This is a genomic window from Thermostichus sp. OS-CIW-20 (assembly GCF_054061455.1).
Genome location: NZ_JBSSEF010000011.1, coordinates 1 through 17,455 on the forward strand (window position 1 = coordinate 1; position 17,455 = coordinate 17,455).

The following is a 17,455-nucleotide window of genomic DNA, read 5'->3' on the forward strand; positions in this document are numbered from 1 at the left end:
AAGAGCTGGTTGACGCCTTGCAGCGCATTCAAAGCTACCCGGTGCGCTCTCCTCTGATTGCCAAGGGGCTGGAACGGGCCAAGGAGCTGAGCTGGTCAACAGTGGCCGCCAAGCTGTGGGAGATCTTTGACCGGGTTGCCCCCCCTGGTGAGACTTCCCGCGAATCCCAGGAATCACCAGGATCAGCCGCTGGCGGCAAACTTACTGGCCGCTGACCACCAGGTTTTTCCACATCTGCCAATAGGCCCGCTCCAAAGCGCGAGCATGGCTTTGCGGATCCCTCAGGGGCGATTGCTCCATCCTGTCCCGGAGGGTGTGGCGCAAATGGCGCAGCCGCTCCAGATCACTGGCCAAGTTCACGGCAATTTCCACGTATTCTTCCGGGGTTTGGGCCACCAGCTCCGGCAGCCCCACGTTGGTGAGGATGGAGACCCCCACCCGGCAGACATGGGCATTGCCCGCCAAGACCACCACTGGCGCACCGCCCCAGAGGGTTTCACAGGTGGTGGTGGTGCCGTTGTAGGGGAAAGGATCTAGGCCAATGTCAATCTCGCTGTAGATCTGGAGGTGCTCTGGAATGCTGCGGCGATCTCCCACCAAGTGCACCCGCTGCCGCTCCACCCCGTGCTCCTCAAAGTGCCCCCAGAAGATCTCGCAGACGCTGCGGTCGGTGTAGCGCATGTTTTTGAGCAGGATGCGGGCGTTAGGGAGCCGCTTGAGGATCTCTGCCCACACGGCCACCACGTTAGGGGTAATTTTGGTGGGGTTGTTGCAGCAGCCAAAGGTAATGTAGCCGGCAGCCAGGGCCGGCAGCTCGGAAACCGGCGGAAAGATATCCACAGGGTTGTAGCAGAGAAAGCTTTTGGGCAGGCGCATCAACTTTTCTGTGTGGTACCTTTCCGTCATGCCCGGCGGGTCGGCATAGGCATCGGTGATGCGGTAGTCCACCAAGGTCAGGCCGGTGGTGTTGGGGTAGCCCAGATAGGTGGCCTGGATGGGGGCAGGTTTGAGGGCCAGCACGCCCAAGCGGTTGTAGGCCGTATGGCCGGCCAGATCCACCAAAATGTCGATCTTGTCCTCGTGGATGAGGTCGGCCACCTCCACATCGGAGCGGATCTTGTGGATGTCTCGCCAGCCGTCAGCCTTTTCCTTCATCCGCTCGGTCACGATGTCCGAATACGGCCCGTTGGAATAGCAATAAATCTGGAAGCGCTCGTGGTCGTGGTGGTTATAGACATGCTCAAAGAACATGCTCACGGAGTGCAGCTTAAAGTCTCCGGAGATGTAGCCGATGCGCAGAGGCCGCTTCAGATCCCGATCCCGGTGGTAGGGCCGCCGCAGATGGGCCACCGAGGCTTGGGTGGCATCCCCCCACTTCTTGTGCTCCCGCAGGGTCTCTTCGGGGTCGAAATCGGGCGCGTAGTGCAGACCCATGAGGATGTTGCCGTGGAAGGCGATCACCCCCGGAGCCAGCTTGGCCGACTTGCGGTAGGCTTTGATGGCCTCCTCGTGGCGGCATTGCTGGAGGAAGGTGCCTGCCAACCCTGCATAGGTGGAAGGATCCTCGGGGTTGATCTCCAGGGCGCGCTGGAAAGATTCCAGTGCCTCGGTTAGGCGGTTCAGCTCTTTGTAAACGGATCCCAGCGCCCGGTGAACATCCAGGAAGTCCGGCTTGAGGCGGGCGGCTTCCTGCAAAACCGGCAGGGCCTCTTCGTTGCGGTGCTGGCTTTGCAACAACAGCCCCAAGTTGCAGTAGGCTTCTCCCAGTTCTGGGTCGTGCACCAGCGCCTGCCGGTATTGAATCTCTTCTTTTTCCGGCTCGTTCAAATGCCGATAGGCTAGGCCCAGGTTGTTGTAGGCCAGGGCAAAATCGGGCTTGTGCTCCAGGGCCGCCTCCAGTAGGGGGATGGCTTCCTTGAATCGCAGCTGATCCAGCAGCAGACACCCGGCCTCGAAGTAGGCCTCGGCCAGGTTGGGCCGCACACCCAGAGCGCGGCTGAGGTGGGCCATGCTGTCTAGCAGTCCATTGGAGAACACCTTGCGCAGCTTGCGATCTGACAGAAGGTTGGCCAAGCCGCGATGGGCCTCGGCGTAGTCTGGCTGCAGGCCAAGGGCCACGTGGTAGTAGTCCAAAGCGCGTTCCGGCTGCTGTAGCTTGCGAAAAGCCGTGGCCAGGTTGAAGTAAACCCGCGGGCGATCCGGCTGCAGGGCCAGGGCTGCCCGATAGGCCTCGATGGCCGCCTCCGGCTGATCCTGCTCCAATAGAGCAGTGCCCAGGTTGATGTGCGCTTCCACCAAGTGCCCATCCAGCTCCAGCGCCCGCCGGAAGGCGGCAATCGCTTCCTCCCACTTCCCCTGCTCTGCTAGAGTCAGGCCCAGGCCGTTGTGTAGCTCTGGCCGCTGCGGATCCTGCTCCAGGAGCTGCCGATAGAGCTCAGCGGAGCGCTCCAACTGCCCCGCCTCGCGGCAGAGCTCTGCCAACTGCTGTGCCCGTTCGGGGGTGAACTCCGCTTTCAGAGTCTCTTCTAAATAGTCAATAGCCGTCGTCAGCCGCCCTTTTTGCCGCTCAATGTGGGCCAAATCTGTCAAAATCTGAGGATCTTGGGGCTGCAGGGCCAGGGCCCGCCGGTAATACTCCTCGGCTTGGTCATACTGGCCCAGTTGAAAGTGGCAGAGGCCCAGGTTGAAGAGGGCCTGCAGGTGATCCGGCTGCAGAGCCACCGCTTGGCTGTAGCATCCGATGGCTGCTTCCCGCTTGCCCAGCGCTTGATATACAGCGCCCAAGTTGCTGTGAAAAGCTGCCTGCTCTGGCCGCAGCTGAGTGGCTTTGGCCATGTGGGCCGCGGCTTCCTCAAGGCGGCCCGTCTGGTAGCAGAGGATGCCCAGAAAATGCAGAGCCTCCGGTTGGTCGGGCTGGAGAGCCAGCACCTGGCGGTAGGCCGCCTCCGCCTGCTGCAGATCCCCTGCCTGGTGGTGGCGGATGGCCACTTCCAAAGTAGCTATCAGCGCATCGGGTGTCACTTGGCCTGGATCCCTAGATTTCATAACCTCTAATCCTACACCATCTGAGTTCCGCGAGAAAAAAACGGGCCTGAACTTTCAGGCCCGCCGAGGGGTTAAACAGCCTGCCGACTAGCGCGGGACAGTGAAGGTGATGTCCAGCCGTGGCCCGCGAGCGGTGGTGATAGGGCCAGCACCCGTACCCGTGGCCGGCTCTTTGTCGAACTCGGCGCGGCAGGTGCCCGTAGCCCCCTGGCTAATCTCGAAACCAGCCGCATTAGCTGGCGTCCCCGCCGTGCTGGTGCTGGTGCTGAAGCTGGTCGAGAAGCTGGCCGTGTAGGAGAAGGTCTGGTTGGGGATAACCAGGGTCAGGTTGACAGGGCCTACTAGGAAAGTGTTGGAGGCAGTGGCGTTGGGACCAGCAGCTGGTGGGCCTGTGAATGTAAAGTTTGCGGTGATACCCAGGTTAGACAGCTGGAAAAAGCTTTGGCTGATCGTCGTGCTACTGGTGGGCAAGAAGGCCGAGAAGGTGCTGCCCGCCGCACTGAAGCTCACCGTGATGGGGCCGGTGGCCAGCAGCGTAATCGTAGCAGTGGCTGGGTTGGTAGCGGGAGCTGAGTAGGTAGTTTCGTTGGGGGCTGCTGCGGTTCCTGTAACCACAACCGCAATGGGAGCCACTGCGTTAAACTGAGGAGCGCCACTGGCCGTGCCACTGTCCGAGCTGGAGACAGAGGTGGAAACCGACGCGAACACAGAGGTAGCCTGGTTGTTCCACACCTCCTTGGCGCACTGCAGCCGCACCTGGTAGAAGCGCGGGCCTGGCGCCGATACCGCCCGCTGCACCCCAGGCCCCACATCCGCCAGCCGCGGCCCCGCCGACACATCGCCCCCCAGCACGTTGCCGGTGAAGCTCAAAGCCACAAAGCCAGAAGTCGCCGGCGCAAAGAAGTCACTGGACACCACGTTGTCAACCGCGCCCAGCTGCACCTCTTGGAACACCACACTGTTGGCCGCTAGGTTGTGGGGAGTGACATCCAGGAAGAAGAAGCCCCGCCCCTTCTCGCCAGTAATACCAGGAATGGTGGTCGAGTCGTTGGAGGGCAACTGCACCAGCGTCAACTGCGCCCCCTGCACAATCGCGTTGCGGGGAATGGCGTCGGGAATGGGGAAGGAAAGCACCGCTCGGTAGTCAGAGTAGGTGGCCAGCGGCAGGTTCTCGGCTGTGCCGGAGCGGCGGATGCCAAAGCCAACGGGAATGACAATGGGGTTGGAGAAGACTTGTCCCCCCGGAGTGAGAGCGGCCAGTTGGGTGGGCAGAGCGCTGATGGGGCCAGCAGTGGTGGGAGTGGGAGCAGGAACAGGGGTTGGAGGTGGTGGCGGCGGAGCCGGGGGAGCCGGTGGGGGTGGTGGGGGCGGCACGGGTGTGACGGTGCTGGTGCTGCTTTCTTCGCCGCAACCGGTGAGCAGCAGGGGCAGCAGCACCACTGTGGAAGCCAGAGACAGAGACCCGAGTGACTTCAGGAGCCACTTGTGCATTGTTCCGTTCATTGTTCTCCTCTTAACCAAAAAAGTGGGGCTCGGCTGAACACTTTCCTTAACCTACCCGATCAACTCGCCCAGGGCAAGCCAGGCCGTAGGAAAGAGCCAATCGAGGAAAGACGCACACGCGCTTGGATAAGCGGCTCGTCTGTTTACTCTGCTTATCATACAAGCCCATTAGCCCGCTTTGGCAAGTACTGCCGATTTTTTCTGGACAAGATCAAAGGTGACGTGGGTCACAGACACTGGGCAGGGTCCCGGGAAGGAGTCGGGTGGCGGCTTCTGGGAGCAAAGCAGGTGGAGCCACCGGAAGAGCAGTCAGCTAGAAATCGCAGGAGCCCCGCACTGCACCCGTAGGGTCAGTGCCGGGAGGAATGCGGAAGTTATGATAGAACCATGATCCAAGTCCTGACCGTCTCCTGCAAGCTCAAGGTGTCCCAGTCGCAAGCCGCCAAATTGGACGCGACGATGGATGTCTTTGTGCAGGCATTGAACTGGGTCAACCAGAACACGCCGGAGAAGATCGTCAACGCGGTCAAGTTGCAATCCCTTTGCTACTACGAGATTCGAGCTCGGTTCGGCTTGTCCAGTAACTTGGCTCAACAGGTGTGCAGACGGGTGGCGGGCGCTCGCAAAGTGGCGAGACAGCGCAACCGTCCGGTTAAAGAGTTCAAGCGTAGGTTCGTTACCTACGATGCACGTATCTTCTCATTTCGCGAGAAAGACTGGACGGTGTCGCTGACCACGGTTGAAGGGAGAGAACGCTTTGAGCTAGCCATTGGCAACTACCAGCGTGGGATGCTGGCTGGCTCTAACCCCAAATCGGCCACCCTAGTCCAGCGGAAGGACGGCTCCTACTACATCCAGATTTGCGTAGAGAAAAAACCACCCAAGCAACAAGATACCGACAGGGTGATCGGGGTGGACTTTGGAAGGACAGATATTGCCCATACGTCAGAGGGGGACAACTGGAATGGACAGCAGTTGAGCAGAGTCCGAGAGCGCTACTCCCGGTTGAGGGCGGCACTTCAACGTAAAGCCAGTAAGGGCACACGCAGTTCGCGGCGCAGATGCCGTCAACTGTTGCAACGGCTGTCTGGCAAGGAGAGACGCTTTCAAGTGTGGGTCAATCATCGCATCTCTAAAGCTATTGTCTCTAGGGCAAAAGCTACCAACAGCGCTATTGCTCTGGAAGACCTGACAGGGATCCGGGAAAGGGTCAATCAACAGCCGCGCAGCAAAGCCGAGCGGCGCAGGACCAACAGTTGGGCGTTCTACCAACTACGCCAGTTTCTGGAATACAAGGCGAGGGTTGCAGGGGTTTCTCTGATTCTTGTGCCGCCTGCCTACACGTCGCAGACCTGTCACAAGTGTTTACACATCCATCCCGATCCTGCGCAATCCTACCGCAGTGGCAAGTCGTTCAAGTGTGGGCACTGTGGATGGGAAGGGGATGCGGATTTGAATGGTGCAAACGTAATTGCGCTCTTGGGGGCTGTCGTAAACCAGCCTAGAGGTTCGGGCTTGTTTTGTTCTCTGGTAGAGCAGAGCAGGCTCAGGGCTACTGAAAGCCCGCTCCGTACCGCTTAGCGGTCGGAGCCGGGTAGTTTACAATCCTTGCCCGGCACGGCTTTTGCGGATCCACCTGCAAAAAACCGGAAGATTTGCCTATTTCCTCACAAAAGGATGCTTGATCCGGGGCAGAAGGGTGGCAGGATGAGGAGTGGACGTTTTTTCTGGAGACCCAAGCAGGATGGCTGTCTACAAAGTTCGGTTGATCAACGAAGAGCGGGGCCTGGACGTCACCATCGATGTGCCGGACGACGAGTACATTCTGGACGTGGCGGAAGAGCAAGGGATCGACCTGCCCTACTCCTGCCGCGCCGGAGCCTGCTCGACCTGTGCTGGCAAGCTGGTGAGCGGCACGGTGGATCAAAGCGATCAATCCTTCCTGGATGACGATCAGATCGAGCAGGGCTATGTGCTGACTTGCGTGGCCTACCCCACCTCCGACTGCACCATCATCACCCACCAAGAAGAAGCGCTGTACTGAGCCCTCACCTCCGATCCCTCACCCCTGGCCCCTCTCCCATAGGGAGAGGGGTTTTTGTTTTGGGTGGTTCTTTCCGGCAGCCTCAAGCGCTGTGCGCCGCCGGCGGCCCTCACCCCCAGCCCCTCTCCCAGCCCAAGCGCTCCGCGCCGCTAACGCGACCACCCCCAGCCCCTCTCCCTGAGGGAGAGGGGAGTAGGATTTTTTTATCCTCTGTAGAACTTTTTGACGATGACCCCAGAACAAGAAGAGTGGTTAATCCGAGCTGTCCAGGAGCTGCAGGCTGCCCAAAAAGAGCTGCAAGCTGCCCAGCAGGAGCTGCGCCTTGTCCAGCAAAACCAGGAGGTTTTGATTCGAGAGCTGCAAGCGGGCCAGCAAAATCAACAGGTTCTGATTCAGGAAGTGCGCGAGGGGCAGGCGATGCTGGCGCAGTTTTTCCGCGAGGCGCTAGATCGCTTTGACGAGCGCACCCGCGCTATTGAACGCCGCACCGAAGCCCTGGAACGGCGCACAGAAGCCTTGGAACGGCGCACGGAAGCCCTAGAGCGCCGCACTGATGAGATGGCAGCGGAGATGAGGGATCTGCGCCGCGATTTTTTGGAACGGCGGTAGCAGCCTCAAGTGCTCCGCGCCGGCCCTCACCCCCAGCCCCTCTCCCTGAGGGAGAGGGGGGTTAGGATGGCAGCAGAGCAGCCTTTGGAGGTGGCTGTGGCTTTGACGATCGGATCCGTTTCTGCTTCTGGATCGACAACGGCTCGCCTGAGTTTGGCAGAGTACCTCAAGTATTCCGATGGCGGCGATACCCGCTATGAGTTGGTGGCGGGGGAGTTGGTGCCCATGGCCCTTCCAACCGGACGGCATGTCCAGATCCAAAAGTTTCTCAGCCAGGTTTTTGAGGCGGAGATCGCCAGACGGCAGTTGCCTTGGACAACAATCCAGGGCGGCCTGGGGATCCAGTCGCCGCGGGGCAACCGCTGGGAAACGGTGCGGATCCCGGATGTGGTGGTGCTGCCTTTGGAGCAGTGGCAGGAGATGGGATCCCGAGAGGCTTTGATTCGCTTGGAGGATCCGCCGCCGCTATTGGTGGTGGAGGTGGTGAGCGAATCCAGCCGGGCGGCGGACTACCGGGCCAAGCAAGCAGAGTATTGCGTTTTGGGGATCGGCGAGTATTGGGTTGTGGATCCTTTGGAAGAGAAGGTGAGCCTGCTGCTGTTGCACGAGGGCTGGTACGACCTGCTGGAGCTGAAGGGATCCGAGGGGGTACCTTCGCAGGTTTTTGTGGGGCTAGAGTTGCAGGTGGGGGAGATCTTGGCTGCCGATTCAGGTTATCCTGGTAGAGCTACGGGGAGTTAGCTCAGTTGGTAGAGCGCTGCGATCGCACCGCAGAGGTCAGGGATTCGAGTTCCCTACTCTCCATCGCCCTCACCCCTGGCCCCTCTCCCAGGAGGAGAGGGGTGGTAGGATTTCCTTATTCCGTAGTGCTTCAGTAACCATGACGCCCGAGCAAGAACAGTGGCTGATTCAAGCCATCCAAGAGTTGCAAGCCTCCCAAAGAGAGCTGCAAGCCTCCCAAAAAGAATTGCAAGCTGCCCAGCAGGAGCTGCGTCTTGTCCAGCAAAACCAGCAGGTTTTGATTCAAGAGCTGCGGGAGGGACAGGCGATGCTGGCGCAGTTCTTTCGCGAGTCAATGGATCGGTTTGACGAGCGTACTCGGGCCATCGAACGCCGCACAGAAGCACTGGAACGGCGCACTGACGAGATGGCCCGAGAGATGCGGGAGATGCGGCAAGAGATTCGGGATCTGCGCCGCGACTTTTTGGAACGGCGGTAGCTTGGGCCCAAGCGCTCTGCGTTGCTAGTGTAACCATCCCCGGATCCTTCTCCCAGGAGGAGATTTAGGGTGGTAGGATTTCCTTGTTCTGTAGCGCCTTGGTAACCATGACACCTGAGCAAGAGCAGTGGCTGATTCGGGCCGTCCAGGAGTTGCAAGCTGCCCAGCAAAACCAGCAGGTTTTGATCCAAGAGCTGCGGGAAGGGCAGGCGATGCTGGCGCAGTTTTTCCGCGAGGCGCTGGATCGCTTTGACGAGCGCACCCGAGCCATTGAACGGCGCACCGAGGCTTTGGAACGGCGCACCGAGGCTTTGGAACGGCGCACTGACGAGATGGCCCAAGAGATGCGGGAGATGCGGCAGGAGATTCGGGATCTGCGCCGCGACTTTTTGGAACGGCGGTAACTTGGGCCCAAGCGCTCTGCATTGCCGACGCCCTCACCCCCAGCCCCTCTCTCTCAGGGAGAGGGGAAATTGGCGGGATTTTGGGTAGGAAGGGATCCCACCTGGATTAGTCTAGAGGGAACTTGGTCTGGCCTCATCGGCGTTTGCCATTCCCTGCGAGTTTGCCTATGTCTGTGATTCGCGCCCTCCACAGCCAGTTGGTAACCAAAGAGCGCTCGGCGGAGGAGATCGCCCGCGAATACCTGGAGCGTCTCACCCAACTGGAGCCGCAGCTTAAAAGCTTTATTACTGTAACCGAAGAACTGGCTCTGCAACAGGCCAAGGCGGTGGACGCCCGCATTCGGGCCGGGGAAGAGATTGGCCCTTTGGCCGGGATCCCGTTGGCGGTGAAAGATAACCTTTGCACCCAAGGGATCCGCACCACCTGCGCTTCCCGGATGCTGGAGGGGTTCATCCCGCCCTACGAGTCGACGGTGACGGCGCGGCTGGCGGCTGCCGGCATGGTGACGGTGGGCAAAACCAACCTGGACGAGTTTGCCATGGGCAGTTCTACGGAAAACTCGGCCTTTCAGCGCACCGCCAACCCCTGGGACCTGACGCGGGTGCCGGGGGGATCCTCAGGCGGGTCGGCGGCGGCGGTGGCGGCAGACCAGGCGGTGGTGGCCCTGGGATCGGATACGGGGGGATCGATCCGCCAGCCGGCGGCCTTCTGTGGCGTGGTCGGCCTCAAGCCCACCTATGGGCTGGTCTCCCGCTATGGGCTGGTGGCTTTTGCCTCCTCTTTGGATCAAGTGGGGCCCTTTGGGCGCACGGTGGAGGACGTGGCCCTGCTGCTGCAGGGGATTGCCGGCCATGACCCCCTGGATTCCACCAGCCTCAAGGTGGAGATCCCGGACTACAGCCAGGCTTTGATCCCCGAGATCAAAGGCTTCAAGATTGGAGTCATCCGCGACCTGCTGGGAGAAGGGTGTGGGGAAGAGACCCGCGCTGCCGTGCAAGCGGCCATCCAACACCTAGAGGAGCTGGGGGCAGAGATCCTGGAGATCGACTGTCCTAGCTTTCGCTATGGCCTGGCCACCTATTACATCATTGCCCCTTCGGAAGCTTCTTCCAATCTGGCCCGCTACGACGGCGTCAAGTACGGCCTGCGGGAACCCGCCGACTCCCTCTTGGCTATGTACGGCAAAACGCGCGCCCGCGGCTTTGGGCCGGAGGTGAAGCGGCGCATCATGATCGGCACCTATGCCCTCTCTGCCGGCTACTACGACGCCTACTACCTCAAAGCCCAGAAGGTGCGCACCCTGATCAAGCAGGATTTCCTCAGGGCCTTCGAGAAGGTGGATGTGCTGGTCAGCCCCACCACCCCCACGCCAGCCTTCAAAGCGGGGGAGCGGGAGGATCCCTTGAGTATGTACCTGTGCGACCTGATGACGATCCCGGTCAATTTGGCGGGCCTGCCGGGGCTGAGCCTGCCCTGTGGCTTTGCCAACGGTCTGCCCATTGGCCTGCAGATCATAGGCAACGTCTTGCAGGAGAGCAAGGTGCTGCGGGTGGCCTATGCCTATGAGCAGAGCACCGACTGGCACAAGCGGCGACCTCCCCTGGGACAGCCCCCCCTTGAGCAGGCCCAGGGAACCGCTCAACAGCCCAAAGCCAAGAGCAAGTCCACCAAGGGGAGCAAAAAATCCAAAAGCTGAGCCCACTAGGCCATGCCCATCTGGTTGGCTGCCGAGAAGCGCTCCATGAAGCGCAGGAAGCGCTCCCATTCTGCTTCTGTTTCCATGTCGTAGATCACTTCCAAGGCCTTGAATTCCCCGTTCAAGAACTTGGCTTTGATGTTGCGGGTGGTCAGCTCCCCTTCCTCGTCGATCATCCGCATGCCAAGGATGCTTTGCGTGTCGGACTTCAGCTCCTCAAAGCGAAAAATGGCGGATCCCCGCTTGCCGGTTTTGGATTTCAGCAACCGCACCTGCGTTGGCACTTCTGGAATACCGGGAGAAAACTCAATAGTGGCCATAATTTTTAAAAAAACTCATTCAAGTCATTATAGTTGTTCCAAACACGATGATTAAGACACTTTGTCGCTGACCCAAGCGATCCCCGCCCCTAGCGGCCCTCACCCCCAGCCCCTCTCCCAAGGGGAGAGGGGAGCTGGAGATCGATGGATAAGCTGTTTCCCAGCCATTTGCTAGGTGGGGATCGGATCCCCGGCCAGAAACTTTTTCAACTCCCAAGCGGCCATCTGCTCCAGGTGGTAACCGGCCTGGCGCTGCGCCTCGGCCACATCCGGGATCCGGTCACAGAGGGCAGCAACTCTAATGGGAAGGGGTCGGGCGGCCAAGTCGGCCCGGGCTGCCGGGGTGGCCTGGCCACAGAGAATCAGCAGGGGCTTCTGGGCCACCATGGCCTGCTCCAGCACCGCCCCCACTACCTTGCCCATGCTGCTCTGTTCGTCAAGGCGGCCCTCGCCAGTTACCACCAGATCGCAGCGGCGGAGACGCTCCGGCAGGGCCAAGTGCTGGGCCAAGAGCTGGATCCCGGACTCCAGGGTGGCGCCCAAAAAAGCCACCAATCCTGCCCCCAGCCCGCCGGCGGCGCCGGCCCCTGGGATCCCCTCCACGGCCCGGCCCAGATCCCGCTCCACCACCCTGGCCCACTGCTGCAGTGCCTGCTCCAATTGCCGCACTTGCTGGGGAGTGGCGCCCTTCTGGGGGGCAAAGACGGCAGCCGCCCCCAACGGGCCGGTGAGGGGATTTTGCACATCGCAGAGGCCGCGGATGCGCTTGCCTTGCCAAATGCGCTGTTTAGGTGGCTCGATGCGCGCCAGGCGGGCCAGCTCCCCTCCCCCCCAGCCGATGGGATCCCCGGCCCCATCCAAGAGGCGATAGCCCAAGGCCTGCGCCATCCCCGCACCCGCATCGACGGTGGCGGATCCGCCCAGCGCTATCCAAATCTCGGCGATGGGATCCCGGCAGACGGCCCGCAACAGCTCCCCCAGGCCATAGGTGGTGGTGCGGGTGGGATCCCGCTGCTCAGGGGGCACCAAGGTCAGGCCGGCCACCTGGGCTACTTCCAGCAGCGCCCGCTCGCCTGCCACCCCGTACTCGGCCCAGACGGGATCCCCCAGCGGGCCAGTGACCCACAGCCCTCGTTTCTCTCCCCCCAGCGCCGGCAACAAGGTCTCCAGCGTGCCCTCGCCCCCATCGGCCAGGGGGAGTAGCTCCACCTTGGCCTTCGGCAAGACCTGGCGGATGCCCCGGGAGATGCTCTCCGCTGCTGCCTTGGCTGTCAGGGATCCTTTGAAGCTATCCGGGCAGATCAAAACCCGCCGAGGTGGGCGGCTGAACTCAGATCCCTGGTCTGGTGAACCCATACCCAGCATCAGCCCTAAAACGTCCTCGGCGGCAACAGAGAGGATGGATTGAACTTGGCTGCGGGCCCGCAAGGCTGAGCCCGGAGCTATTGGGCACTGCCCCCCTCCGCTGTTGGAGGTTGATCCGGTGTTGAAGGTTGGGGAGAGGGGACGGCGGCGGATGAGTTGCCCAAAGACTGCTCCAGGGCCAGACGCTGCTCCATCACCCGCAGAAAGTAGCCACCCATCATCGCCCCGGAGAGCATTTTTGCCAAGCTCTCGCGGTTGGTGATGATTTGAACGCCAAATTGGTCTGGCGGCAAACTGCCCACCAAGCTGCGAATGTTGTGGCCCAAGATCTCCAGCACCTCCGGCGACGAGTTGCGGGCGATGTCTTGAAAAACGCTGGGATCCTGAGACTGCAGATATTGCCAGAGCCGGTTGTTGGGGCTGGGCGTTTGCGCGGCCTCAAAACCAGGAATGAAATTGATCGGGCTCGACATGGAGTCACCAAGCTCCCCAAACACAGCAAATCTAGCCCAACTCGGAGCTGTTGGCCCCATTCCTTAGGCCTTCGCAGCTCCGCCAATTGGGCTATGTCAAACCTAACACCCGAGCCTCCCCGCCTTCGGTACGGGATCCCACCCCTTTGAGGCGGCAAATGCCGTACCTCGGGAGGCGCCGCCTCGGAGATCAACCGTCGGCCTCGGGGATCCCCTCTGCCGGCTCCTCTTCAGCTTCCGCCGGATCCCTGATAAACGAAGCGGGCACCACCGTCACTCCTACAATGCTGTCCTCCGGATCCAAGCGCTGCACCAGCACCCCTGTCGCCTCGCGGGACTGGGTGGGAATAGCCTTGGCCAACTGGCGCATGACAATGCCCCTGGCGGTTACCAACAGGATCTCGTCTTCGGCATTGACGATGCGCAGGGCCGCCAGCTCGTCCGACGCCTGGCGGAACTTGGTGGCGATCACCCCCTTGCCGCCGCGGTTTTGCTGGCGGAAATTGTCGATGGCCGAGCGCTTGCCCCGCCCTTCTTTGGTGATCACCAGCACCCAAGGGTTAGCCAGCTTCTCCCCCTCTCGCTCGGCAGCCATCACCGATTCGGCAGAGATAATATCCATGCTGACGATGTCATCGCCGGCGTTGAGGGTAATGGCCCGCACGCCCCGGGTGGCCCGTCCCAGAGGGCGCAGTTGCTCGTCATCCGCCGGGAAGCGAATGGACATGCCTTGGCGGGTCGCCATGACCACATCATCGCTGGAGCGGGCGCGGCGCACCCAGCGCAGTTCGTCGTTTTCTTCCAGAGAGATGGCAATCAGGCCGTTGGAACGCACATTGGCAAAGGCGCTGAGGGCCGTTTTTTTGATGTAGCCCGCTCGGGTGAGCATCACCAAGTATTCGTCGTCGCTGAACTCGCTCACGGGCACCATCGAGGTAACCCGCTCTTCCCGAGTGATGGGCAGCAACTGGACGATGGCGCTGCCGCGGGCGGTGCGGCTCCCCTGCGGGATCTCGTAGGCGGGCAGGGTATAGACCATCCCCCGATCCGTGAAAAAGAGGATAGTGTCGTGGCTGCGACAGGCAAAAAACTGCTCGATGGCATCGTCGTCTTTGATGCGGGCGCCGGCCTTGCCGCGGGTGGCCCGCCCCTGCACCTGGAACTCTTCAAGGTCCATGCGCTTGATGTAGCCCTGCTCGGTGAGGAAGATGACCGTCTCGCGGTTCTCGATCAGATCGGCAACCTTGAGCTCACAGTCTTCCAGGCAGAGGCGGGAGCGGCGCGGGCTGGCAAAGCGGCTCTTGAGCTGCTGCAGCTCTTCGCTGATGATCTGCATCACCCGCTCCCGGCGGGCCAAAATATCCCGCAAATCGGCAATTTGCCTCACCAAGTCTTCGTGTTCGGCCTGGATTTTCTCCGCTTCTAGGGCGGTGAGGCGGCGCAGTTGCATCTGTAAAATGCCATCGGCTTGCGCTTCGCTCAGGCCCAACGTTGCCTGCAACTCAGCTCGGGCTGTGGCGGCATCGGCGGCTCCGCGGATGAGGGCGATCACCCGATCCAACTGCCCCAAAGCCAAAAGGTAGCCCTGCAACAGGTGATCCCGCTCTTCGGCTTTCTGCAGCTCGTAGCGGGTGCGCCGCTCGATCACCTCTGCCCGAAAATCCAAGAAAGCCTGCAGTGCGTCCCGCAGCGTCAGGGTGCGCGGCTCGCCGTTGAGGATGGCCAGCATGTTGACCCCGAAGTTGCTCTGCAGAGGGGTTTGCTTGTAGAGGTTGTTGAGCACCACCTGAGGCTGAGCATCCCGCTTCAGCTCGATCACCACCCGCATGCCCTCGCGGTCGCTTTCGTCGCGGATGTCGGCAATGCCCTCCAGTTTTTTCTCGTTGACCAGCTCGGCAATTTTTTCAATCATGGCTGCCTTGTTGGTTTGGTAGGGCAGCTCGGTGATGATGATGGCCTCCCGCGTCGGTCGGCCCCGCTGCTCGATGGTCTCCACCGTGGCCACCCCCCGCAAGGTGATGGAGCCGCGCCCGGTAGTATAGGCTTCGCGGATGCCTTCCTGGCCCATGATCAGCCCGCCGGTGGGGAAATCGGGGGCCGGGATCCACTGCATCAGCTCCAGGCTGGTCAGGTTGGGGTTGTGGATGAGGGCGATCAGGCCGTCCACCAGCTCTCCCAGGTTGTGGGGCGGGATGTTGGTGGCCATGCCCACGGCAATGCCAGAAGAACCGTTCAACAGCAACTGCGGGATCCGCGCCGGCAGCACCAGCGGCTCCTGCTGGGATCCGTCGTAGTTGTCGATGAAGTCGACGGTGTTGGCGTCGATATCCTGCAGCAGGGCTTCCTGGGCAAAAGCGGTGAGGCGGCACTCGGTGTAGCGCATGGCCGCCGGCGGGTCGTTGTCGATGGAGCCGAAGTTGCCGTGCCCGTCCACCAGGCGCTCCCGCATGGAGAAGTCCTGGGCCATGCGCACCAGGGCTTCGTAAACCGCCTGATCCCCGTGGGGATGGTATTTCCCGATCACATCCCCCACGACGCGGGCGCACTTGCGAAAAGGGCGATCCGCCGTCAGGCCCAGCTCGTGCATGGCGTAGAGGATGCGGCGATGCACCGGCTTGAGGCCGTCGCGGGCATCCGGCAGAGCCCTCCCGACAATCACGCTCATGGCGTATTCCAGGTAGGACTGCGCCATCTCCCGCTGCAGGTCGGTGGAGATGATGCGCGCGGTCAATTCGTTGTCGCTCATGGGTGGGGGTAGAGGTGAGGGATCCCGGTCGGCTTGGGCGCGGGCACGGTTCGAGGTTACAAAGCTGTCGCAGCAGCAATCGCCATTGCCGGCCAACGGTCGGCAACCCAGGAAACTAAAATAAAGTGCGCCTGCGTCTAGTCTACCATTGCCTTTTGCCGGGGCAGAGGGAGTTGCCCGGAGCCGCCCCCTGTCCCAAGGGGATCCCTGAAGACATTTATAGATAAAAATCTATCCTCTAATCGGGGCGTTATGGTAACGCTCAATGATAGGCTGCCTATAGCATTGAGGGCAGTGGGGCATGTTGGGCCAAGTGACGGGGCAAGGTGGGGGAGTGCTGGCTTGGCGTCGGCGTCTGAGCCTAGAAAACTGGCGTGGGGATCTCTTCGGTGGCCTGACGACGGCTATTGTCTCGCTGCCGATGGCCCTGGCCTTTGGGGTGGCTTCTGGTGCCGGGCCGGTGGCGGGCTTGTATGGGGCGGTGTGTGTGGGCTTTTTTGCTGCCCTGTTCGGCGGCACTCCCACCCTCATCTCCGAGCCCACCGGGCCGATGACGGTGATGATGACGGCAGTCATTGCCAAGGTTACCGCCAGCTATCCGAACCAGGGACTGGGGCCGGCCTTCACGGTGGTGATGGTGGGGGGCCTGTTTCAGGTGCTGTTTGGATCCCTGAAGCTGGGCAAATACATCACCCTTATGCCCTACAGCGTCATCTCCGGCTTTATGTCGGGGATCGGCTGGATCATGATTTTGCTGCAGATCCCGCCCCTTTTGGGCCACGCCAGCCAGGGGGGAGTGATCGGGGCGGTGCAGAACCTGCCGACCTACCTGCTCAATCTCAAGTTCCCGGAACTGGGGTTGGGGCTGCTGACCCTTGCGATCCTCTTTGGCTATCCCAAGCCTTGGCGAAGAGTGGTGCCGCCCCAGTTGGTGGCCCTGGTGCTGGGAACGCTGGTGGCCAACTTGTTCATGGCTGACTGGGATTTGCGGCGCATCGGGCCCATCCCCACCGGCTTGCCCCAGGTGCAATGGCCGCAGTTGCCCTTTGCTTCCCTGGCCAGCTTGGTGTTGGACGGGGTGGTGCTGGGCATGCTGGGCTGCATCGACACCCTCTTAACGGCAGTCATTGCTGATAACCTCACCCGCACCCGCCACGACTCCGACCAAGAGCTGATCGGGCAGGGGATCGCCAACCTGGTCTCCGGCTTCCTGGGGGGCTTGCCGGGGGCGGGGGCGACCATGGGCACGGTGGTGAATATCCAGTCAGGGGGACGTACGCCCTTGGCGGGCATCACCCGCGCCCTCATCCTCTTGATGGTGGTGCTGTTTGCCGCTCCCCTCACGCAAGGGATCCCAATGGCGGTGCTGGCGGGGATCGCCTTTAAGGTGGGGGTGGATATCCTCGACTGGAGCTTCCTGAAGCGGGCCCACCGCCTCTCCCTCAAAGGGGCAGCCATTATGTACGGGGTGATGTTCATGACGGTGTTCGTGGATCTCATCGCCGCCGTGGGGGTAGGGGTATTTGTGGCCAATTTGCTCACCATTCAGCGTCTGAGCGAGCTGCAAGCGGAAGAGGTGAAAGCCATTACCGATGCGGACGATGCCGTAGATCTCACCCCGCGGGAAAAGGAATTGCTGCGCCAGGGCCGCGGTCAGGTGTTGCTATTTTACCTGAGCGGGCCCATGATCTTCGGGGTTTCCCAGGCCATTTCCCGCCAACACCAGGCGGTGGCCTCCTGCCAGGCTTTGGTCTTGGATTTGTCCGATGTGCCGATGCTAGGCGTTTCGGCGACGCTGTCCTTGGAAAATGCCATCCGCGAAGCTCTAGATCAACGCAAACAGGTGTGGATCGTCGGGGCCAAGGGTCGGATCCGGCAGCGCTTGGAAAGCCTGCATCTGCCCTTGCCGGCAGAGCGATTTGTGGAGAGCCGGGAGGCCGCTTTGGCCGAGGCCGTCGCCCAGTTGGGCTTGCCGCTAGAACCCAGCCCCCTGGTTTGAGCCCTCCGATGAGCCCAACAAGAAAGCTGCA

General features: G+C 61.3%; 14 protein-coding genes, 1 tRNA gene and 1 pseudogene. 10 read left to right on the forward strand and 6 right to left on the reverse strand.

Going from position 1 to position 17,455, the window contains the following annotated elements:
* Window positions 1–215 (forward strand): annotated as a pseudogene (locus tag ACVWXC_RS05970) (hypothetical protein); the annotation flags it as partial.
* On the opposite strand, the gene ACVWXC_RS05975 reads toward ACVWXC_RS05970, so the two are convergent.
* The gene (locus ACVWXC_RS05975; protein WP_457391697.1) at window positions 202–3,045 is read right to left on the reverse strand and encodes a tetratricopeptide repeat protein; all 2,844 of its coding nucleotides are present in this window, start codon (window positions 3,043–3,045) and stop codon (window positions 202–204) included. The pseudogene ACVWXC_RS05970 and the gene ACVWXC_RS05975 overlap by 14 nt on opposite strands.
* A gap of 87 nt (window positions 3,046–3,132) precedes the next feature.
* Window positions 3,133–4,548, reverse strand: a complete 1,416-nt coding sequence (locus tag ACVWXC_RS05980) for a hypothetical protein (RefSeq protein WP_457391695.1) — start codon at window positions 4,546–4,548, stop codon at window positions 3,133–3,135.
* 387 nt (window positions 4,549–4,935) lie between these two features.
* Between ACVWXC_RS05980 and ACVWXC_RS05985 the strand changes: the two genes are divergently transcribed.
* From ACVWXC_RS05985 to gatA, 8 genes are all read left to right on the forward strand, one after another.
* Window positions 4,936–6,129 carry an RNA-guided endonuclease InsQ/TnpB family protein gene (locus tag ACVWXC_RS05985; protein WP_457391693.1) on the forward strand — a complete coding sequence of 398 codons (1,194 nt, stop codon included), beginning with the start codon at window positions 4,936–4,938 and terminating at the stop codon, window positions 6,127–6,129.
* 163 nt (window positions 6,130–6,292) lie between these two features.
* Window positions 6,293–6,592: a ferredoxin gene (locus tag ACVWXC_RS05990; protein ID WP_011430272.1), complete on the forward strand. Its 300-nt coding sequence runs from the start codon at window positions 6,293–6,295 to the stop codon at window positions 6,590–6,592.
* A gap of 228 nt (window positions 6,593–6,820) precedes the next feature.
* Window positions 6,821–7,201, forward strand: coding sequence for a hypothetical protein (locus tag ACVWXC_RS05995; RefSeq protein WP_011430270.1), 381 nt, complete (start codon window positions 6,821–6,823; stop codon window positions 7,199–7,201).
* 66 nt (window positions 7,202–7,267) lie between these two features.
* The gene (locus ACVWXC_RS06000; protein ID WP_457391691.1) at window positions 7,268–7,942 is read left to right on the forward strand and encodes a Uma2 family endonuclease; all 675 of its coding nucleotides are present in this window, start codon (window positions 7,268–7,270) and stop codon (window positions 7,940–7,942) included.
* Window positions 7,933–8,005 (forward strand) — tRNA-Ala (locus ACVWXC_RS06005). The genes ACVWXC_RS06000 and ACVWXC_RS06005 overlap by 10 nt, the downstream gene beginning before the upstream one ends.
* Before the next feature lie 76 nt (window positions 8,006–8,081).
* A complete protein-coding gene (locus ACVWXC_RS06010; RefSeq protein WP_099812128.1) occupies window positions 8,082–8,420 on the forward strand; it encodes a hypothetical protein in 339 nt (112 codons plus the stop codon).
* 107 nt (window positions 8,421–8,527) lie between these two features.
* Entirely contained in the window at window positions 8,528–8,824 is a 297-nt protein-coding gene (locus ACVWXC_RS06015) for a hypothetical protein (protein WP_099834899.1), read from the forward strand.
* A gap of 167 nt (window positions 8,825–8,991) precedes the next feature.
* Entirely contained in the window at window positions 8,992–10,521 is a 1,530-nt protein-coding gene (gene gatA / locus ACVWXC_RS06020; protein WP_457391688.1) for an Asp-tRNA(Asn)/Glu-tRNA(Gln) amidotransferase subunit GatA, read from the forward strand.
* A 5-nt stretch (window positions 10,522–10,526) separates the two neighbouring features.
* Here the strand turns inward: gatA and psb28 are convergent, their stop codons facing one another.
* The 4 genes from psb28 to gyrA form a co-directional block, all read right to left on the reverse strand.
* Window positions 10,527–10,841: a photosystem II reaction center protein Psb28 gene (gene psb28 / locus ACVWXC_RS06025; RefSeq protein ID WP_011430265.1), complete on the reverse strand. Its 315-nt coding sequence runs from the start codon at window positions 10,839–10,841 to the stop codon at window positions 10,527–10,529.
* Window positions 10,842–11,012: 171 nt separating this feature from the next.
* Window positions 11,013–12,197, reverse strand: coding sequence for a glycerate kinase family protein (locus ACVWXC_RS06030; protein ID WP_457391686.1), 1,185 nt, complete (start codon window positions 12,195–12,197; stop codon window positions 11,013–11,015).
* Window positions 12,198–12,283: 86 nt separating this feature from the next.
* Complete coding sequence (locus tag ACVWXC_RS06035; protein WP_011430263.1) at window positions 12,284–12,679, reverse strand: DUF760 domain-containing protein; 396 nt, start codon at window positions 12,677–12,679, stop codon at window positions 12,284–12,286.
* A 190-nt stretch (window positions 12,680–12,869) separates the two neighbouring features.
* Window positions 12,870–15,425: a DNA gyrase subunit A gene (gyrA, locus tag ACVWXC_RS06040; RefSeq protein ID WP_457391701.1), complete on the reverse strand. Its 2,556-nt coding sequence runs from the start codon at window positions 15,423–15,425 to the stop codon at window positions 12,870–12,872.
* Window positions 15,426–15,726: 301 nt separating this feature from the next.
* Between gyrA and ACVWXC_RS06045 the strand changes: the two genes are divergently transcribed.
* A complete protein-coding gene (locus ACVWXC_RS06045) occupies window positions 15,727–17,424 on the forward strand; it encodes a SulP family inorganic anion transporter (RefSeq protein ID WP_011430261.1) in 1,698 nt (565 codons plus the stop codon).
* The last annotated feature ends 31 nt before the right edge of the window (window positions 17,425–17,455 follow it).

What these genes read in the sequence shown, in the direction of transcription:
- ACVWXC_RS06015 (WP_099834899.1), top strand. Translation starts at nt 8,528, where the DNA reads ATGACACCTGAGCAAGAGCAGTGGCTGATTCGGGCCGTCCAGGAGTTG.
- gatA (WP_457391688.1), top strand. Translation starts at nt 8,992, where the DNA reads ATGTCTGTGATTCGCGCCCTCCACAGCCAGTTGGTAACCAAAGAGCGC.
- gyrA (WP_457391701.1), bottom strand. Translation starts at nt 15,425, where the DNA reads ATGAGCGACAACGAATTGACCGCGCGCATCATCTCCACCGACCTGCAG.
- ACVWXC_RS05985 (WP_457391693.1), top strand. Translation starts at nt 4,936, where the DNA reads ATGATCCAAGTCCTGACCGTCTCCTGCAAGCTCAAGGTGTCCCAGTCG.
- ACVWXC_RS06000 (WP_457391691.1), top strand. Translation starts at nt 7,268, where the DNA reads ATGGCAGCAGAGCAGCCTTTGGAGGTGGCTGTGGCTTTGACGATCGGA.
- ACVWXC_RS06010 (WP_099812128.1), top strand. Translation starts at nt 8,082, where the DNA reads ATGACGCCCGAGCAAGAACAGTGGCTGATTCAAGCCATCCAAGAGTTG.
- ACVWXC_RS05980 (WP_457391695.1), bottom strand. Translation starts at nt 4,548, where the DNA reads ATGAACGGAACAATGCACAAGTGGCTCCTGAAGTCACTCGGGTCTCTG.
- ACVWXC_RS06035 (WP_011430263.1), bottom strand. Translation starts at nt 12,679, where the DNA reads ATGTCGAGCCCGATCAATTTCATTCCTGGTTTTGAGGCCGCGCAAACG.
- psb28 (WP_011430265.1), bottom strand. Translation starts at nt 10,841, where the DNA reads ATGGCCACTATTGAGTTTTCTCCCGGTATTCCAGAAGTGCCAACGCAG.
- ACVWXC_RS06045 (WP_011430261.1), top strand. Translation starts at nt 15,727, where the DNA reads ATGTTGGGCCAAGTGACGGGGCAAGGTGGGGGAGTGCTGGCTTGGCGT.
- ACVWXC_RS05975 (WP_457391697.1), bottom strand. Translation starts at nt 3,045, where the DNA reads ATGAAATCTAGGGATCCAGGCCAAGTGACACCCGATGCGCTGATAGCT.
- ACVWXC_RS06030 (WP_457391686.1), bottom strand. Translation starts at nt 12,197, where the DNA reads ATGGGTTCACCAGACCAGGGATCTGAGTTCAGCCGCCCACCTCGGCGG.
- ACVWXC_RS05990 (WP_011430272.1), top strand. Translation starts at nt 6,293, where the DNA reads ATGGCTGTCTACAAAGTTCGGTTGATCAACGAAGAGCGGGGCCTGGAC.
- ACVWXC_RS05995 (WP_011430270.1), top strand. Translation starts at nt 6,821, where the DNA reads ATGACCCCAGAACAAGAAGAGTGGTTAATCCGAGCTGTCCAGGAGCTG.